Source organism: Janthinobacterium sp. SUN211 (assembly GCF_030587315.1).
Classification (GTDB): domain Bacteria; phylum Pseudomonadota; class Gammaproteobacteria; order Burkholderiales; family Burkholderiaceae_D; genus Janthinobacterium; species Janthinobacterium kumbetense.
Genome location: NZ_JAPWIC010000002.1, coordinates 908,748 through 925,994, shown reverse-complemented (window position 1 = coordinate 925,994; position 17,247 = coordinate 908,748). Strand labels below are relative to the sequence as shown.

At 61.2% G+C, this 17,247-nt stretch carries 21 protein-coding genes; 5 read left to right on the top strand and 16 right to left on the bottom strand.

Annotated features, from left to right (window positions below; all coding sequences use genetic code 11):
• Positions 1 to 12 precede the first annotated feature (12 nt).
• From pssA to O3301_RS09880, 8 genes are all read right to left on the bottom strand, one after another.
• Entirely contained in the window at positions 13 to 864 is an 852-nt protein-coding gene (gene pssA, locus O3301_RS09915) for a CDP-diacylglycerol--serine O-phosphatidyltransferase (protein WP_077407095.1), read from the bottom strand.
• Positions 865 to 1,021: 157 nt separating this feature from the next.
• On the bottom strand, positions 1,022 to 1,789 hold the full coding sequence (locus tag O3301_RS09910) for an SIMPL domain-containing protein (RefSeq protein WP_305056255.1): 768 nt from the start codon (positions 1,787 to 1,789) through the stop codon (positions 1,022 to 1,024).
• 101 nt (positions 1,790 to 1,890) lie between these two features.
• Entirely contained in the window at positions 1,891 to 2,646 is a 756-nt protein-coding gene (locus O3301_RS09905) for an SIMPL domain-containing protein (RefSeq protein WP_251351414.1), read from the bottom strand.
• A gap of 206 nt (positions 2,647 to 2,852) precedes the next feature.
• Positions 2,853 to 4,091, bottom strand: a complete 1,239-nt coding sequence (locus tag O3301_RS09900) for an MFS transporter (RefSeq protein WP_369812184.1) — start codon at positions 4,089 to 4,091, stop codon at positions 2,853 to 2,855.
• 190 nt (positions 4,092 to 4,281) lie between these two features.
• A complete protein-coding gene (locus tag O3301_RS09895) occupies positions 4,282 to 4,692 on the bottom strand; it encodes a hypothetical protein (RefSeq protein ID WP_305056254.1) in 411 nt (136 codons plus the stop codon).
• 156 nt (positions 4,693 to 4,848) lie between these two features.
• A complete protein-coding gene (ilvC, locus tag O3301_RS09890; protein WP_034750044.1) occupies positions 4,849 to 5,865 on the bottom strand; it encodes a ketol-acid reductoisomerase in 1,017 nt (338 codons plus the stop codon).
• Positions 5,866 to 5,939: 74 nt separating this feature from the next.
• Positions 5,940 to 6,431, bottom strand: a complete 492-nt coding sequence (gene ilvN / locus O3301_RS09885) for an acetolactate synthase small subunit (protein WP_010399754.1) — start codon at positions 6,429 to 6,431, stop codon at positions 5,940 to 5,942.
• Positions 6,432 to 6,433: 2 nt separating this feature from the next.
• Positions 6,434 to 8,164, bottom strand: coding sequence for an acetolactate synthase 3 catalytic subunit (locus O3301_RS09880; RefSeq protein ID WP_099667148.1), 1,731 nt, complete (start codon positions 8,162 to 8,164; stop codon positions 6,434 to 6,436).
• A 496-nt stretch (positions 8,165 to 8,660) separates the two neighbouring features.
• On the opposite strand from O3301_RS09880, the gene O3301_RS09875 reads away from it, so the two are divergent.
• The 5 genes from O3301_RS09875 (at position 8,661) to O3301_RS09855 (ending at position 11,425) form a co-directional block, all read left to right on the top strand.
• On the top strand, positions 8,661 to 9,230 hold the full coding sequence (locus tag O3301_RS09875; RefSeq protein ID WP_034779551.1) for an RNA polymerase sigma factor: 570 nt from the start codon (positions 8,661 to 8,663) through the stop codon (positions 9,228 to 9,230).
• Positions 9,227 to 9,631, top strand: a complete 405-nt coding sequence (locus O3301_RS09870) for a DUF3619 family protein (protein ID WP_099667147.1) — start codon at positions 9,227 to 9,229, stop codon at positions 9,629 to 9,631. The genes O3301_RS09875 and O3301_RS09870 overlap by 4 nt, the downstream gene beginning before the upstream one ends.
• The gene (locus tag O3301_RS09865; protein WP_305056253.1) at positions 9,631 to 10,407 is read left to right on the top strand and encodes a DUF3106 domain-containing protein; all 777 of its coding nucleotides are present in this window, start codon (positions 9,631 to 9,633) and stop codon (positions 10,405 to 10,407) included. Before O3301_RS09870 ends, O3301_RS09865 begins: the two co-directional genes overlap by 1 nt.
• Positions 10,397 to 10,933 carry an RDD family protein gene (locus O3301_RS09860; protein ID WP_099667145.1) on the top strand — a complete coding sequence of 179 codons (537 nt, stop codon included), beginning with the start codon at positions 10,397 to 10,399 and terminating at the stop codon, positions 10,931 to 10,933. The genes O3301_RS09865 and O3301_RS09860 overlap by 11 nt, the downstream gene beginning before the upstream one ends.
• A gap of 63 nt (positions 10,934 to 10,996) precedes the next feature.
• Positions 10,997 to 11,425 carry a group III truncated hemoglobin gene (locus O3301_RS09855; RefSeq protein WP_099667144.1) on the top strand — a complete coding sequence of 143 codons (429 nt, stop codon included), beginning with the start codon at positions 10,997 to 10,999 and terminating at the stop codon, positions 11,423 to 11,425.
• Here the strand turns inward: O3301_RS09855 and O3301_RS09850 are convergent.
• The 8 genes from O3301_RS09850 to iscU form a co-directional block, all read right to left on the bottom strand.
• Complete coding sequence (locus tag O3301_RS09850; RefSeq protein ID WP_289898471.1) at positions 11,422 to 12,180, bottom strand: rRNA pseudouridine synthase; 759 nt, start codon at positions 12,178 to 12,180, stop codon at positions 11,422 to 11,424. The two genes, O3301_RS09855 and O3301_RS09850, sit on opposite strands and share 4 nt — an antisense overlap.
• A 99-nt stretch (positions 12,181 to 12,279) precedes the next feature.
• The gene (locus O3301_RS09845; protein ID WP_099667142.1) at positions 12,280 to 13,197 is read right to left on the bottom strand and encodes an SAM-dependent methyltransferase; all 918 of its coding nucleotides are present in this window, start codon (positions 13,195 to 13,197) and stop codon (positions 12,280 to 12,282) included.
• Positions 13,184 to 13,378 carry a Fe-S cluster assembly protein IscX gene (gene iscX / locus O3301_RS09840; protein ID WP_071322763.1) on the bottom strand — a complete coding sequence of 65 codons (195 nt, stop codon included), beginning with the start codon at positions 13,376 to 13,378 and terminating at the stop codon, positions 13,184 to 13,186. The genes O3301_RS09845 and iscX overlap by 14 nt, the downstream gene beginning before the upstream one ends.
• 1 nt (position 13,379) lies before the next feature.
• The gene (fdx, locus tag O3301_RS09835; RefSeq protein ID WP_034750070.1) at positions 13,380 to 13,721 is read right to left on the bottom strand and encodes an ISC system 2Fe-2S type ferredoxin; all 342 of its coding nucleotides are present in this window, start codon (positions 13,719 to 13,721) and stop codon (positions 13,380 to 13,382) included.
• A gap of 71 nt (positions 13,722 to 13,792) precedes the next feature.
• A complete protein-coding gene (gene hscA / locus O3301_RS09830) occupies positions 13,793 to 15,673 on the bottom strand; it encodes a Fe-S protein assembly chaperone HscA (RefSeq protein WP_305056252.1) in 1,881 nt (626 codons plus the stop codon).
• A gap of 108 nt (positions 15,674 to 15,781) precedes the next feature.
• The gene (gene hscB, locus O3301_RS09825) at positions 15,782 to 16,297 is read right to left on the bottom strand and encodes a Fe-S protein assembly co-chaperone HscB (protein WP_230520945.1); all 516 of its coding nucleotides are present in this window, start codon (positions 16,295 to 16,297) and stop codon (positions 15,782 to 15,784) included.
• A gap of 66 nt (positions 16,298 to 16,363) precedes the next feature.
• The gene (iscA, locus tag O3301_RS09820; protein WP_305056251.1) at positions 16,364 to 16,684 is read right to left on the bottom strand and encodes an iron-sulfur cluster assembly protein IscA; all 321 of its coding nucleotides are present in this window, start codon (positions 16,682 to 16,684) and stop codon (positions 16,364 to 16,366) included.
• 157 nt (positions 16,685 to 16,841) lie between these two features.
• Positions 16,842 to 17,228, bottom strand: a complete 387-nt coding sequence (gene iscU, locus O3301_RS09815) for a Fe-S cluster assembly scaffold IscU (RefSeq protein WP_034750082.1) — start codon at positions 17,226 to 17,228, stop codon at positions 16,842 to 16,844.
• Positions 17,229 to 17,247 lie beyond the last annotated feature (19 nt).

Here is a 17,247-nt window from a genome sequence, read left to right as displayed (position 1 = left end):
CGACTCAGCGCATCAATGCTCGGGGTCGGTCTGGATGATGCTGACGGGCTTGCCCTTCGCCATGCGCCAGAAGAACACGGCGTAGCCGGACAGGCCATAGGCGACGAAAATCGGGAACAGCACTTTCGGCGGGTCGATGGAGATGAGCGCAAAGAACAATGCCAGCAGGAATACCACGATGAACGGCACGGACTTGCGGAAATTCACATCCTTGAAGCTGTAGAACGGCACGTTGGTGACCATGGTCAGGCCGGAAAACAGGGCGATCGCCCACGACACCCAGGCCAGCTGGTTGCCGGCAAATTCCAGGTCGTTCATCAACAGGATGAAGCCGGCCACCATGGCGGCCGCCGCCGGGCTGGGCAAGCCCTGGAAGAAGCGCTTGTCGACCACGGCGATATTCGTGTTGAAACGGGCCAGGCGCAAGGCCGCGCCGGCGCAATACACGAAGGCGGCCAGCCAGCCCAGCTTGCCCATGCCGCGCAGCGACCATTCGTAGATCACCAGCGCGGGCGCGGCGCCGAACGACACCATGTCGGACAGGCTGTCGTACTGGGCGCCGAATTCGCTCTGCGTATTCGTCAGGCGCGCGATGCGGCCGTCGAGGCCGTCGAGGATCATGGCGATGAAGATGGCCCAGGCCGCGTGTTCGAATTTCTGGTTCATGGCCATGACGATGGCGTAGAAACCGCAAAACAGGGCTGCCGTCGTGAAGGCGTTCGGCAACAGATAGATGCCGCGGCGGCGCAAGGTTTTCTTGCCAGTGCCATCGGTCACCGGCTGGCGCACGAATTTGCTGAAGCGGGACGCTTTGGATGCTGCGGGGGTGCCGTTCTTGCCTCTACGACGGGGGAAGTTTGCCATGTTGTTCCATATCTTGTGTACTGCGGGGGAATCGGTGCCAGATGGCAGGCGCATGACTGTCTCGCCATGCGCCCGCCGATATTGCCATTATAGAGGAGCTACCGCCAAAGAAAAGCGTGGCGGCGTCAAGCTGACAATATTGATCCCGAAGCTAGCCTTATTTGAACTTGACCTTCGCCACCAGGCCCATGTTGAGGGTCGTTTCGCCTGGCTCGAAGCTCGGCTCGGCCACCTGGTTGCCGCCATAGCCCATGGCGTCGGCACTCATGTTGCGCGCGCCGGCCACGCTGACGCGCTGCGCGTAATTGCCCGAGCCTTCGAAATCGATGGTGTCGATCACGGCGTCATTGACGTTGCGGCCCATGGCGCCGGCGATGGCGGCCACGCGTTCGTTCAGGTTCTTGTAGGCGGCGACGATGCGCTGGTCGTCGAGCTTGCGGATGGTGGCGGGCGCCAGGCCGAAGTTCAGGCGGTTCAGGGTCAGCACGCCTTGCGCCGCGGAAACGGTTTTCGGCAAGGCGGCCAGGTTGGTCGTCGTGACCTGCAGGTATTGGCCCACTCTCCAGCCCGTCGGCACGCGCGGCTTGGCGGCGACGCCTGGCGGCAGCGGCGCCGTTTCCGGGTACACGGCATACGTGTAGTAGCCCTGGGTCTTCAGCACGGCTTGCGGATCGGCTTTCTTGACGATGGCGGCGCCCTGGTTCATCTTCTGGTTCACGCGCGAGGCGGCGGCGGCCTTGTCCTTGTCCTGCTCTTCGATGGCCAGGGTGACGGTCACCTGGTCGTTCGCATGCACCACTTCGCCGTTGGCGGGCACCACCACGAGGGTGCCGGAGGTGGGCAAGGCCTGGGCTTGTGCGCCCAGGGCAACGGTAGCGGCGGCGGTAACGACAGCGGCGGCCAGCATGGTTTTCATGACGGTCATGGTGTTCTCCTGAAAAATAATGGGGCAAAAACGACCATGGGGCCAACAGCCCCATGATTTTTAAAACAGTCTAACGCGGAATTGTTTCCACGCTAATGCACTTACTTGAACTTGACCTTGCCGACGACACGCATGTCGAGCGTCGTTTCGCCCGGCTCGAAGCTCGGTTCGGCGACGGTGCTGTCTTCAGCCATCTTGGCGCTGCGCATCATCATCGGTGCGGCGGCAGCACGGTTTTCGGTGACATAGTTGCCCGAACCTTCGAAGTCCACCGTATCGAGCACGGCGTCGGCAACGTTGCGGCCCATGGCCTTGGCGATGGCGGCCACGCGCTCGTTCAGGTTCTTATACGTGGCGGCGATGCGCTGATCGTCCAGCAGGCGGATGGTTTCCGGCTTCAGGCCGAAATTCAAGCCATTCAGGGTCAGCACGCCTTGCGCCGCCGACACGGTTTTTGGCAGGGTCGCCAGATTCGCCGTCGTCACTTCCAGGTACTGGCCCACGCGCCAGGCCGTCGGCAAACGTGGCTTGGCCACGGCGCCGGCTGGCAATGGGCGCTCTTCCGGATACACGGGATAGGTGTAATAGCCATACGATTTCAGCGCGGCAGAAGGATCGGCCTGCTTGACGATGGCGATGCCCTTGTTCATCTTCTGGTTGACTCGCGACGCGGCGGCAGCCTTGTCCTTGTCCTGTTCTTCGACGGCCAGGGTAGCGACCACCTGGTCATTGACATGCTTGACTTCGCCAAACGCGGGTACGACCACCAGGGTGCCGTTGGTCGGCAGGGATTGGGCTTGTGCGCTCAGGGCAACGGTGGCTGCGGCGGCAACAAGGACGGATTTCATCACGGTCATGGGGTACTCCTAGGTAGTTAATATGGCTGACAGCCCGCGAAAGGGGTGGCTGTTGCCACCTCTTTCGCTTGAGAAACTTGTCAAACTGTGTAGATTCTAACGCCTCATTCATTCCTGTGGCGCAAATTAACAAATCGTCACAAAATGTGCTTGCCAGTCACATCTGCTCACATTTCAATACACCGTCATTCAAAATAACAATGTTATTAGTGGCCCGCCACCGGGCCGCCGCTGCGCCGGCCCGGCTTGAAACTGTAACGCCGCGCGCGCCAGGCGATGGTCAAGGCCACCAGCAGCAAGGCCAGCATGGCCCAGGGGAACGAGGCCGCGCCATAGCCGTCCAGCAGCACGCCGCCCGCCAGGCCGCCGCCCGCGATGGCCACGTTCCAGATGGTCGCCACCATCGCCTGCGCCACATCCATGCCGTCGCCGGCCGCGTCGGCCGACGCCGTCTGCAGCAAGGTGCCGGCGCCGCCAAAGGTAACGCCCCAGATGGCCATGCTGACATAGATGACGGCCGGCGAGTCCATCGCCAGGCCCAGCGCCACCACCACGCAGGCCAACGCGGCGAGGCAGCCCAGCACGAGCGGGCGCAGCCAGCGGTCGATCAGTTGGCTGACCAGCCAGATGCCGGCCAGCGAGCCCACGCCATACACGAGCAGCACCAGGTCGATGCGGGGACGCAAGCCGGACGGCGCCAGGAACGGCGCGATATAGGTATACAGAATGTTATGCGCCAGCATCCAGGCGACGATCACCGCCAGGATCGGCCGCACGCCCGGCGTCATGAACACCTGGCGGATCGACAGCCGTTCGCCATTCCTTTGCCCCGGATAATCGGGCACGGCCACCAGTATCCAGGCGACCAGGACCACAGCCAGGCCGGACATGATGCCGAAGATGCTGCGCCAGCCCAGCACGCCGCCCATCAAGGTGCCCAGCGGCACGCCCAGCGACAGGGCCAGCGGCGTGCCGATCATGGCAATGGCCATCGCCCTGCCCTGCTGTTCCACGCTGACCATGCGGCGCGCATAGCCAGCCATCAAGCCCCAGGCCAACCCGGCCGCCATGCCGGCCAGGAAGCGCGAGGCCAGCGCCACCATGTAATTGGGCGCCAGCGCCGTCATGGTATTGAAGACCAGGAAGCCGCCGACGGCCAGCAGCAGCACCTTGCGGCGGCGCCAGCCGCTGGTCATGGCGGTCAGGGGGATGGCGGTCAGAATGGAGCCGATCGCAAACACCGTGACGAGCTGACCCGTCATGACTTCGGAAATACCGAGACCCCGCGAAATCTGCGGCAACAGGCCGGCGGGCAAGGTTTCGGCCAGGATGGCGATAAAGCTGGTCATCGCGAGCGCCAGCAAGGCGGCCAGCGGAAAGCGTCGGGAAATGGCAGTGCCGGCAGGGCCTGAAACAGGCACGGCGGCGGTCATACGGTCAGTCATGTGGGTACCTCGGGTTGCGCAGGCAGCGCTTCAACGAGCCTGGCGTGCTATCAAATAGCGGTAATGCGCGTTGCGGTCGGCAGATACCGAAACAGATGCAGCGATATGAAACTGCAAAGGAAGGGCGGAATTGTAGCGCAAACGCCGCGACGGCGTGCGCAGGGAAATAGCCGTGTTCAGGCAGCCATGCTCAGGCTGGCGTCATGCAGGCATCATTGGCCGCCTTGCGTGGCGAAAACCAGGCATTCGATTTCGGACTGTACAGGAAGGCGCAGATGACGGCGAACATGAGCGCGCCAGGCAAGACGTTCATCTTGACCGGCAAGGTCGCCAGGCAGAGCGCAATGTCGATCACGCCCCACACCAGATACACCGTGCGCGCGCCACGCTGCCGTTGCAGCATGGCCAGCGCCGCCACCAGGGTAATGCCCTGGCTGAAGAGCAAAATCGCGTATTGCACTTCGGCGGGAATCACGCCGTCCCCCATTGCGGCCAGCATGGCGGGGTCGTGGCGGCCGAGGAAAGCCGATACCAGCGCCAACAGCGAGCCGATGACCAGAAACCAGCAGCTGACGGCAACCGCGACGGGGCGCTTGACCACATGAAGATTCCCGACAAAAACTTTAGAAAAAACAAGCATGAGGCTGACGGTATTGTTGAATGGGCCTGATTGTAACGGATGTTGCCTGCCAGGCGCCTGCGCACATAAAAAAGCCGGCTTGTGCCGGCTTTTTTATGGTGAATCAGCAAAAAATGCTTAGTTTTTCGACTGGTCGACCATCTTGTTCTTGGCGATCCAAGGCATCATGGCGCGCAGTTTCGCGCCCACTTCTTCGATCTGGTGCTCGGACGTCAGACGACGGCGCGAGATCAGGGTCGGTGCGCCTGCCTTGTTTTCCAGGATGAAGCTCTTCGCGTATTCGCCCGTTTGAATGTCTTTCAGGCATTGACGCATCGCATCCTTGGTGGCCGACGTCACGACTTTAGGACCGGTCACGTATTCGCCGTATTCGGCGTTGTTCGAGATCGAGTAGTTCATGTTGGCGATGCCGCCTTCATAGATCAGGTCGACGATCAGCTTCAGTTCGTGTAAGCACTCGAAGTACGCCATTTCAGGCGCGTAACCGGCTTCCGTCAGGGTTTCGAAGCCGGCCTTGATCAGTTCCACGGCGCCGCCGCACAGCACGGCTTGCTCACCGAACAGATCCGTTTCGGTTTCTTCACGGAAATTCGTTTCGATGATGCCGGCACGGCCGCCGCCGTTGGCCGATGCGTACGACAGGGCGATATCGCGGGCGATGCCCGATTTATCCTGGTACACGGCGATCAGGTGAGGCACGCCGCCGCCCTGGGTGTAGGTGGCGCGCACGGTGTGGCCTGGGGCTTTCGGCGCGACCATGATCACGTCCAGGTCGGCGCGTGGCACGACTTGGCCGTAATGCACGTTGAAACCGTGGGCGAAGGCCAGTACGGCGCCTTGCTTGGCGAACGGGGCGATGTTTTCGTTGTAGACCTGGGCGATGTTTTCATCCGGCAGCAAGATCATGATGACGTCGGCCGCTTTCACGGCGTCGTTGACTTCCGCTACTTTCAAGCCCGCTTGCTCGACCTTGGTCCACGACGCGCCGCCCTTGCGCAGGCCGACGGTGACGTTGACGCCCGAATCGTTCAGGTTTTGTGCGTGTGCATGGCCTTGCGAACCGTAGCCGATGATGGCAACGTTTTTGCCTTTGATCAAGGAGAGGTCAGCGTCTTTGTCGTAAAAAACTTTCATGGTATTTCCTATAATTTGATGATGCGTTGTTGTTTTAAATGCGGCGCCAGGGCCGCGTAGAGCTGCTTGTATTTTTATACTTTGAGGATGCGTTCGCCGCGGCCGATGCCGGAACCACCCGTGCGGACGGTTTCCAGGATGGCGGCGCGGTCGATCGAATCGATGAACGCGTCGAGCTTGACCTTGTTGCCGGTCAATTCGATCGTGTACGTCTTTTCGGTGACATCGATGATGCGGCCACGGAAGATATCGGCGGTGCGCTTCATTTCCTCGCGCTCCTTGCCCACGGCACGGACCTTGATCAGCATCAACTCGCGTTCGATATGCTGGCCTTCGGTCAGGTCCACCACCTTCACCACTTCGATGAGGCGGTTCAAGTGCTTGGTGATCTGCTCGATGATGTCGTCCGAGCCGCTGGTGACGATGGTCATGCGCGACAGGGTCGAGTCTTCCGTCGGCGCCACGGTCAACGTTTCGATGTTGTAACCGCGTGCCGAGAACAGGCCCACCACGCGCGACAGGGCGCCCGCTTCGTTTTCCAGCAAGACAGAAATAATATGGCGCATGATTAGAGGTCCTCCGAGCCGAGCATCATTTCGGACAGGCCTTTGCCGGCTTTCACCATTGGCCACACGTTTTCGGACTGGTCGGTAATGAAGTTCATGAATACCAGCCTGTCTTTCATGCCAAACGCCTCTTTCAGGGCGCCGTCGACGTCGCCCGGTTTTTCAATTTTCATGCCCACGTGGCCATACGCTTCAGCCAGTTTCTCGAAGTCGGGCAGCGAATCCATGTACGACTCGGAATAGCGCGAACCGTAATCGATTTCCTGCCACTGGCGCACCATGCCGAGGAAACGGTTGTTGAGCATGATGATCTTTGGCGTCAAGTGATATTGCTTGCACGTCGCCAATTCCTGGATGCACATCTGGATCGAACCTTCGCCCGTGATGCAGGCAACGGTGGCGTCCGGGTTGGCCATCTGCACGCCCATGGCGTACGGCAAGCCGACACCCATGGTGCCCAGGCCGCCGGAATTGATCCAGCGGCGCGGCTTGTCGAAACCATAGTATTGCGCGGCCCACATCTGGTGCTGGCCCACGTCGGACGTGATGAAGGCGTCGCCCTTGGTGATCTGGAACACCTTTTCCACCACCGATTGCGGCTTGATGACGAGGTCGGAGGTCGGGTATTTCAGGCATTCGCGGCCGCGCCATTCGGCGATCTGCTTCCACCAGTTGCTCAAGGCATTGACGTTCGGCTTGGCTTCGGCCGCATCCAGTTGCGCGAGGAACTCGATCAGCACGTCCTTGACGTTGCCGACGATGGGGATATCGACCTTGACGCGCTTGGAAATCGACGAGGGATCGATGTCCACGTGGATGATCTTGCGCGGATGCGAGGCGAAATGTTTCGGGTTGCCGATCACGCGGTCGTCGAAGCGGGCGCCGATGGCGATCAGGACGTCGCAATTCTGCATCGCCATGTTCGCTTCATAGGTGCCGTGCATGCCGGGCATGCCGACATACTGCTCGCTCGAGGCGCGGTAGCCGCCCAGACCCATCAAGGTGTTGGTGCAAGGGAAACCCAGGCGGTCAACCAGCTTGTTCAGCTCGGCCGAGGCGTTCGCCAGGATCACGCCGCCGCCCGTGTAGATCATCGGGCGTTCGGCTTGCAGCAACAGCTGCACGGCCTTGCGGATCTGGCCCGAGTGGCCCTTGTCGACGGGACGGTAGGAACGCATCTCGACTTCCTTCGGATAGTCGAAATGGCATTTGTGCATGCTGATATCCTTGGGGATATCGACCAGCACGGGTCCCGGACGGCCGGTACGGGCGATGAAGAAGGCTTTCTTGATCGTCGCTGCCAGGTCCTTGACGTCCTTGACGAGGAAGTTGTGCTTGACGACGGGGCGCGTGATGCCGACCGTGTCGCATTCCTGGAACGCATCCTGCCCGATGGCGTGGCTCGGCACCTGGCCGGAGATCACCACCATGGGAATCGAGTCCATGTACGCGGTGGACAAGCCCGTGACGGCATTCGTGACGCCCGGACCGGACGTGACGATGGCGACACCGACCTTGTTCGAGCTGCGCGAATAGGCATCGGCGGCGTGGATCGCGGCCTGCTCGTGGCGTACCAGGATATGCTGGAATTTGTTTTGCTGGAAGATGGCGTCGTAGATGTAGAGTACGGCTCCGCCCGGGTATCCAAAGACGTGCTCGACGCCCTCTTCAGCCAGACAGCGCACGACAATTTCTGCGCCCGTAATTGGTCCTGCTGCTGCTTCGGTATTCATGAAACATTCCTTTCAAGGTCCATTGGAGATTGATCGGATGTTCTTTCCTGACGAAGTTCGCTGTGCGCGACAGTGCTCCTGCTTCCCTTTTCATGCGGTCACGCAATTTCTTTGGGCACCCATAGATACCTTACAAAACAACGCTTAACGCAACTCGTTTGGCCGGAGTTTCTGTGGCGCCTGTACGAACCGCTCGCGCTTGTGGCGCGGGTTAGAACAAACTGCCTACAAATGAAAGCGCGTCTTGTCGCGGATGGCCTTGTGTGCCGGTCGCGACCTGACCATAGGGCTTTGGGGTGTTCAAAGCGTCCTATACGGTATCGCGTCGCACCATTATGGTCAAGGAAAATGTCAGCCGAAAGGCCATTTTGCGCGCACAGAGTGCAAAAACTCTGCGGAAACGCACATTTTTTGCTAGCATGCACGGGGTTGCAAAAAGCATACCCGCCCCCATTTCGCCCACCGCACCCGCAGCCGCTAAGATCCCCCATACCGCATGGCAACAGACAAAGAATTATCCGACTTTCTAGAAAATGTCGAGCGGCGCGCCTTCAAGCAAGCCGCCTACGCGGTCCGCAAGGAAGAATCGGCACTCGACATCGTGCAGGACGCCATGATCAAGCTGGCCGAGAAATACGGCGACAAGCCGGCCGCCGAACTGCCGATGCTGTTCCAGCGCATCCTGCAAAACACCATCCTCGATTATTTCCGCCGCGAAAAAGTCCGCAACACCTGGGTCAGCCTGTTTTCCGGCATGAAGCCCTCGGGCGACGAGCATGAGGATTTTGATATACTTGACACTTATGAATCGGAACAGGGCTCCAGCGCCGCCGAATCCTCGGCCGACCAGGTCGAGCGCGCGCAAATCCTTGATTTGATTGATGCAGAGGTACAAAAACTGCCGTCACGTCAACGCGAAGCCTTCCTCATGCGTTATTGGCAGGACATGGATGTGGCTGAAACAGCGGAAGCGATGGGTTGCTCCGAAGGTAGCGTGAAAACACATTGCTCTAGAGCTACCCACACGCTCGCCGAATCGCTGAAAGCCAAGGGAATTAAATTATGAACACCGACGATCTCAATTTCGCTTACAAAGTGCGCCATGCACTGAACGAAAAACTCGACGACCTGCCCGCATCGGCCACCGATCGCCTGGCAGCGGCACGCAAGCTGGCCCTGTCGCGCAAGAAGGCGGACGCGCCCGCCGCCGTCGCCGTGCGCCAGAATGTGTTCGCCGGCGTGGCCAGCAGCCTGTTTGTCGAGCCGCTGTCGTGGCTGGGCCGCATGAGCGTGATCATCCCCCTGCTGCTGCTGGTCGGCGGCATGGTGGGCATCTATCAGTTTGAGCAAGAACAACATATTGCCGAACTGGCAGAAATCGACGCTGCCGTGCTGTCGGACGAATTGCCGCTTTCCGCCTACATGGACCATGGCTTCAACGCCTACCTGACGAAACGCGAGCAATAATGACACGCTCAAGCGTACGCAAAGGCTGGCTGGCCGGCGGCATCGGCCTGGGTGCCTGCGCCCTGGCTGGCGCCGCCTGGGTTGGCGCGCAGCAACATGCCGCGCCCGCCGCCCCTCCCGCGGCAGCCGCGCCCGTGGTGGCGCCCGCCCCGGCCTCGACAGCCAAGCCCGGTTCGCCCCGCACGGCCGGCAAGGGCGGCACGCCGCCCAAGACCGGTGAGAATCCCTCGTGGAACAAGCTGTCGCGCGCGCAGCAGGAAGCCCTGCAGCCGCTGGCGAGCGAATGGAACAAGCTGGAAGCCTTGCGCAAGCAGAAATGGCTCGATATCGCCAGCCGTTTCGCCTCCATGACGCCGGACGAGCAAACGCGCGTGCATGAACGCATGCGCGAATGGATCAAGCTGACGCCGGAACAGCGCCGTCTCGTGCGCGAAAACTATACGCGCACGAAGAAGATTGATCCTGGTCAAAAGACCGCGCAATGGGAGCAATACCAGCAATTGCCGGAAGATCAAAAGAAAAAGCTGGCGACGGAACTCGTGCCGAAAAAGCCGCTGGAAAAAGTGCCCGCGATCAATTCGAATACGAGCAAGCCGGCCCCGATCCTGCTGCCCGCCACGCCGGCAGCGCCTGCGGCCGCCGCGCCCGTCCTGCCGCCCGCGCCCGCAGCGACGGCCGTGCCGAGCGATCCCGCCGCGGCCCCCGCCACCGTGCCCGTCACGCCACCTGTTACGCCATCTATTACGCCTGCCCCACTGCCAACCAATGCCAAATAGTACGCCTGCCGCCAGCATCACTTCCCATCCCACGATCAAGCGCCGCCTGATTTCCATGGTGTACGAGTCGCTGCTGGCCCTGGCCGTGCTGTTCCTGCCCTTCCTGCTGTTCGAGCTGGCCGTGCAGGGCGCGCATACGCCGTTGACGGAACACATGCGCCAGTGCCTGGCCTTCCTCGTCATGGGTGCGTATTTCATCCATCAATGGAGCCGCGAAGGGCAAACCCTGGCCATGAAGACGTGGCGCCTGAAAGTCGTGCTGCCGGGCCACGCCCACGTGCCGCTGCGCGTGGCCGCCTACCGCTATGTCCTGTCATGGATGTGGCTGCTGCCAGCCCTGCTGGTGTCATATCTGCTGGACTTGCAGCACTGGACGGCCCTGGGCGCCATCGGTGTCGGCATCCTGGCGTGGTCCAGCACGGCCCTGTTCACGGGCAATGGTCAATTCCTGCACGACAAGCTGGCAGGCACGCACATCGTGCAATTGCCGGCTCCCGCGAAGAAGCCGAAGAAAGTCGCCGCCTGAGTTTTTACGCGGCTTGACCTGGGTCATTGAAGCGCCACGGGGGCTCTGCGATCATGGCATGCCATGAATACTACCGCCCCCCTCCCCCACACACGCTTCGCTCCCTACCGCGAGGAAGTCTGCAGCGAAGACGAAGTCAAGCATCTCGTCCACACCTTTTATGCGGCCGCGCGCGACGATGCCATGCTGGGCCCCATCTTTGCCGCCGAGGTCAAGGATTGGGATGCCCACCTGGCCACACTGGTCGATTTCTGGTCAGGCTTGCTGCGCGGCACCATGCGCTACCACGGCAAGCCGCTGGCCCAGCACGCGCAAATGGAACACCTCACGCCCTGCATGTTCCGCCGCTGGCTGACTCTGTTCTTCGCCACGACGGAGAGCATGGGCAATGCGGCCTTGCAAGAGAAAGCCGATACCATCGCCTTGAATATTGCCGAACGGCTATGGAAAAGCTTTGCAGAAAGCCACTCCATCGTGGCGCCGCAGCTTTAGAAGCGTTCGTAACCCTGTAGATATCGCCATTGCCCCACGGGCATGGCGCCCATCGGGATGCGGCCGATGCGCAAGCGCTTCATGGCGACGACGTCCAGTCCCACCATCTTGCACATGTGGGCGATCTGGCCCGGCTGCACGTTTTTCAGGGCGAAACGCAAACGCGTTTCATTTTGCCAGCTGACCTTGATCGGCGGCAAAGGCTTGCCATTGAAGGGCAAGCCGTGATTGAGCAGCGCCAGGCCGTTTTCCATGATGCTGCCGGCCACTTCCACGATGAATTCCTGCTCCACCGTTTTCGCTTCGTCGACCAGCTTGCGGGCGACGCGGAAATCCTGCGTGAATACCAGCAAGCCGGACGCCATGGTGTCGAGCGGATTGGTGATGGTCAGGCCGATCAGGTGGCGCTTGAGGAAGCGCGTGACGGAACTGGGCGCCACGTTTTCCGGCGTGAAGATCTCTTCGGGACGCAAACAGCTCAGGGCTGGCTTGCCTTCCGCGCCCACGCCGCCATTGATGCCGGCCGGCTTGTGCAGCAGAATCGTCACGGGCGGCATTTCTTCCAGCGTCGCGTTCGGCAACAGCACCACTTCCTGGTTGTCCGCCACGCGCGCGCCCGACTCTTCCACCAGCACGCCGTCGACCGTCACCCAGCCGCCCTCGATATACAGCTCGGCCTCGCGGCGCGAACAGGGCACGTCTTCAGACAGGCGCTTGGCCAGGCGGACGGTGGGCATTTCAATAGGTGTGGTCATGGAGGAGGCGCAAAAAGCAAGAGGAGGAGAAAGCCGGTATTGTAACCGACCCGCTCCTCCCCTCGTTTGCCCTTGCGGATACTTTGCCCTGCGGATACTTTACGCGCCCGCCTTGGCCAGCTCTTCGGCAAAGAAGCGGTGGCCCATCTCTTCCAGGCCCAGGGTTTGCAGCACTTCCTGCAAGCGTTCCGTCGGACGCTGGCGCGGCAAGTTCTTGTAGCTGGCGATGATCAGTTCATTCTTCATCGAATGCTCCCAGCCCACCAGTTCCGTCACGCTGACCTGGTAGCCATGCGCTTCCAGCTGCAGGCAACGCAGCACGTTGGTGATCTGGCTGCCGAACTCGCGCGTATGCAGCGGGTGGCGCCACAATTCCGTCAAAACATTCTTGCCCAGGCTCTTGCCCTTGTTCTTCTTCAATACGGAGGCGACTTCAGCCTGGCAACATGGCACCAGCACCATGAATTTCGCCTTTTTCTTCAAGGCGAAGTGGATGGCGTCGTCGGTGGCCGTATTGCACGCGTGCAAGGCCGTGACGATGTCGATCTGCTGCGGCAGCAAGGTCGATTCCGTCGATTCGGCCACGGACAGCGGTAAAAACGACATGCCGGGGAACTTGAATTTCTTCGCCAGCTCCTGCGAGCGCTGCACCAGTTCTTCGCGCGTCTCGATGCCATAGATGTGCGAGCCGTCGTTGCCGTTCTTGAAGAACAGGTCGTACAGGATGAAGCCCAGGTAGGACTTGCCGGCGCCATGGTCGACCAGGGACACGCCAGGGTGATCGAGCTGCACTTCGCGCAGCAGCGGCTCGATGAATTGCGTCAGGTGGTACACCTGTTTCAACTTGCGGCGGCTGTCCTGGTTCATCTTGCCGTCACGCGTCAGGATGTGCAATTCCTGCAGCAAGGCGACCGACTGGCCATCCTTGATCTCGGGCATGTTGCTGGCGGCGGTGATGACGTCTTTCGGCGCGGCGACTGCGGTGGCGGCGGCTGCCGCGCCCTTAGCGCGCTTCATCGATCCACGCCATCTGTATCGCTTCGAGCACTTTTTCGCCGCCGCGCGTGTGGTCATCGTCGAAGCCGTCCAGTTCCACCACCCAGTTGTGCAGGTCGGTGAAACGCACGGTCAGGGGATCGATGTCCGGATGCGCATCGTACAGCGCCTCGGCGATCACGTGAATGTCGGACCATTTCATGTTAGTGGCTGCCTTCGCTGACCTGGTTGATCGTGTATTTCGGGATTTCGACGACGAGGTCGGCCTCGGCCACGATGGACTGGCACGACAGGCGCGACACGGCTTCCAGGCCCCAGGCCTTGTCCAGCATGTCTTCTTCCAGTTCCGTCGCTTCGTTCAGCGATTCGATGCCTTCACGCACCAGCACGTGGCAGGTGGTGCAGGCGCACGACTTTTCGCAGGCGTGCTCGATGTCGATGTCGTTTTCCAGCAGGATGTCGCAGATGGACTTGCCGGCAGGTGCTTCGATGACGGCGCCGTCCGGGCAAAGCTTGGCGTGCGGCAGGATAACGATTTGTGGCATGGTGTCTTCTTTCAGTCTGTCATTCGGAGCGCGGCCGCGGCGAGTGCCTGCGGCGCGCTGTTCAATTGGTTTTATACGACTTGATCCAGGGATTTACCCGTCAAGGCCGTGCGCACGCTGCGGTCCATGCGGCGCGAGGCGAAATCCTCGGTGCCGTCGGCCAGCGCCTCGATCGCCAGCTTCAAGGCCTGGTGGTCGATGGCGCCGCTTTGCGATTGCGCAATAGCGTCGCGCACCTTGTTCATCAGGCTGTCGACGGCTGCGCGTTCGGCTTCATCGAGCAAGCCGCCGTCTTCATCGAGCGCCGACTGCGTGGCCAGCAGGATGCGTTCCGCTTCCACCTGCTCTTCGCGCAGCGCGCGCGCCACCATGTCGACGTCGGCCGAGGTGTACGAATCCTGCAGCATGCGGGCGATGTCGTCGTCGCCCAGGCCGTAGGCCGGCTTGACGCTGATCGACGCTTCCACGCCCGAGCGCAGTTCGCGCGCCGACACGGACAGCAAGCCGTCCGCATCGACCTGGTACGTGATGCGGATGCGCGCGGCGCCCGCCACCATCGGCGGAATGCCGCGCAGCTCGAAGCGCGCCAGGGAACGGCAATCGCTGACCAGTTCGCGCTCGCCCTGCAGCACGTGCACGGCCAGGGCCGTCTGGCCATCCTTGAAGGTCGTGAATTCCTGGGCGCGCGCGCACGGTATCGTCGAATTGCGGGGGATGATCTTTTCCACCAGGCCGCCCATGGTTTCGATGCCCAGCGACAGCGGGATCACGTCCAGCAGCAGCCAGTCGTCGCCGGCGGCGCGGTTACCTGCCAGCAAGTTCGCCTGGATGGCGGCGCCCAGCGCCACCACTTTGTCCGGGTCGATGTTCGCGTGCGGCGTCGTGTGGAAGAACTCGCTCACGGCGCGCTGCACGTGCGGCATGCGCGTGGCGCCGCCCACCATCACCACGCCATCGACGTCGTCCGCATCCACGTTCGCGTCGCGCAAGGCTTTCTTGATGGCGTTCATGGTTTTCACGACCAGGTGCTGCGTCATGGCGGCAAAGTCGGCTGCCGTGATGCGCAGATGGATTTCTTCGCCCGAGTTCAGCTTGGCGTCGATCGTCGTTTCCGACTTGGTCGACAGCAATTCCTTGATCTCGCGCGCCTTCACCATCAGGATGGCCGTGTCTTCGTCGGACAGGGGCGCCAGCTTGGCGTGCTCGCTGATCCAGCAGAACAGGCGGCGGTCGAAATCGTCGCCGCCCAGGGCCGAGTCGCCGCCCGTGGACAGCACTTCGAACACGCCCTTGCTCAGTTTCAAGATCGAGATGTCGAAGGTGCCGCCGCCCAGGTCGTACACGGCGTACACGCCTTCGGACGCGTTATCGAGGCCATACGCGATGGCGGCGGCCGTCGGCTCGCTCAGCAGGCGCAAGACATTGATGCCGGCCAATTGCGCCGCATCTTTCGTGGCTTGCCGCTGTGCATCGTCGAAATACGCTGGTACAGTAATCACGGCGCCCACCAGGTCGTCGCCGAGCGAATCTTCCGCGCGCTGGCGCAGGGTGGCGAGGATTTGCGCCGACACTTCGACGGGGCTTTTCACGCCGGCCACGGTTTTCAGCTGCACCATGCCAGGCGTGTCCTGGAAATCGTAGGGCAGGTTTTCCGCATAGGCGATGTCGGCCAGGCCGCGGCCCATGAAGCGTTTCACGGAAACGATGGTGTTCTTCGGGTCGGTGGTTTGCGCGGCCAGGGCCTTGTAGCCGATGTTCGCGTGGCCGTTCGGCAGGTAGCGCACGACGGAGGGCAGCAGGGAGCGCCCGTCTTCGTCGTTGAGCACCTCGGGAATGCTGTTGCGGACGGTGGCGACCAGGGAATTGGTGGTGCCAAGGTCGATGCCGACGGCCAGGCGGTGCTGGTGCGGCGCGGTCGACATGCCTGGTTCGGAAATTTGCAGAAGTGCCATTGTATTCGTGCCTCGATTAATTTTTTGCGTGATGCAGTTGATGCCTGACGCGCATTATAAGTCGCGGGCCAGACTGGCGCTTGGCACGCCGGTCAAGCGATCGCCTGGTCAAGCCTCGATGGCCTCATAGGCAAAACGGACTTCCTCGCCGAATTTGTCGAGGAACATCAGGGCGCGCACGCTTTGCGCGGCATTCGCGTAGTCGGCCGCGTCCAGCTGGGCCGCCACCTGGGCCAGCAAGGCCTTGCGTTCGCCGCGCAGCTGGCGGTCCAGGGCGTCGAGCGCGTCGGCATCCTTGCCGGCACGGGCGTCGCCCAGCTCTTCGCGCCATTCCATCTGCTGCATCAGGAAACTGACGGGCATGGCCGTGTTCGACTCCGTCTGCAGGTCGACGCCATTGAGTTCGCACAGGTATTGCGCGCGTTTTTGCGGGCTTTTCAGGGTTTGATAGGCTTCATTGGCGCGCGTGGCCCATTGCATCGCCACGCGCTTTTCAGCACTGCTGGCATTGATGAAGCGGTCCGGATGGACCTTGCCCTGCACGTCGCGGTAGGCCGCGTCGAGCGCGCTCATGTCGAGCGAGAACTGCGCCGGCAACTGGAATAATTCGAAGTGGTTTTGCATAATGGTCGGTGGTCGCTGTACCGCAATCGATGGGTACAGCGCACCGACCGGGGTCTTGCCAGCTGTTTAAATCCTGAAGGACTCGCCGCAGCCGCAGGCGTCTTTTTCGTTCGGATTGTGGAACTTGAAGCCTTCGTTCAAGCCTTCGCGCGCGAAATCGAGTTCCGTGCCGTCGATGTAAGGCAAGCTTTTCGGGTCGACGAAGACTTTCACGCCGTGCGATTCGAAGACGCTGTCTTCGGCCGCCACTTCATCGACATATTCGAGCTTGTAGGCCAGGCCCGAGCAACCCGTGGTGCGCACGCCAAAGCGCAAGCCCATGCCCTTGCCGCGCCGTTCGATATAACGGTTGATGTGTTTCGCCGCTCTTTCGGTCAGTGTGATCATGTATTTCTCCGCTCCTGTTCCCACATGGGAACAGGTATCAAAATCCAACAAATTCTAGAATGCCTGAAAAACGTTCAGGGCAAGGCGCATTGCCGCAGGCAGTACGACTAGTACGACAAGGCAATGCAACGCAGCCATGGGCGTTTTCTCAGGTGCTCTACGCGGCCGGATGGCGGGTCTGATAGTCCAGCACTGCCGCCTTGATGGCGTCTTCCGCCAGGATGGAGCAGTGGATCTTCACTGGCGGCAGGGCCAGCTCTTCGGCGATCTGCGTATTCTTGATGGCCAGCGCCTGATCCAGGGTCTTGCCTTTCACCCATTCGGTCACCAGCGAGCTCGAGGCGATGGCCGAACCGCAGCCATACGTCTTGAATTTCGCATCTTCGATCAGGCCGTCGGCGCCAACCTTGATCTGCAGTTTCATCACGTCGCCGCAGGCAGGCGCGCCTACCATGCCGGTGCCGATGGTTTCATCACCCTTGTCGAAAGCGCCCACGTTGCGCGGGTTTTCGTAGTGATCGAGTACTTTGTCCGAGTAAGCCATTTTGATGCTCCTTAAATAT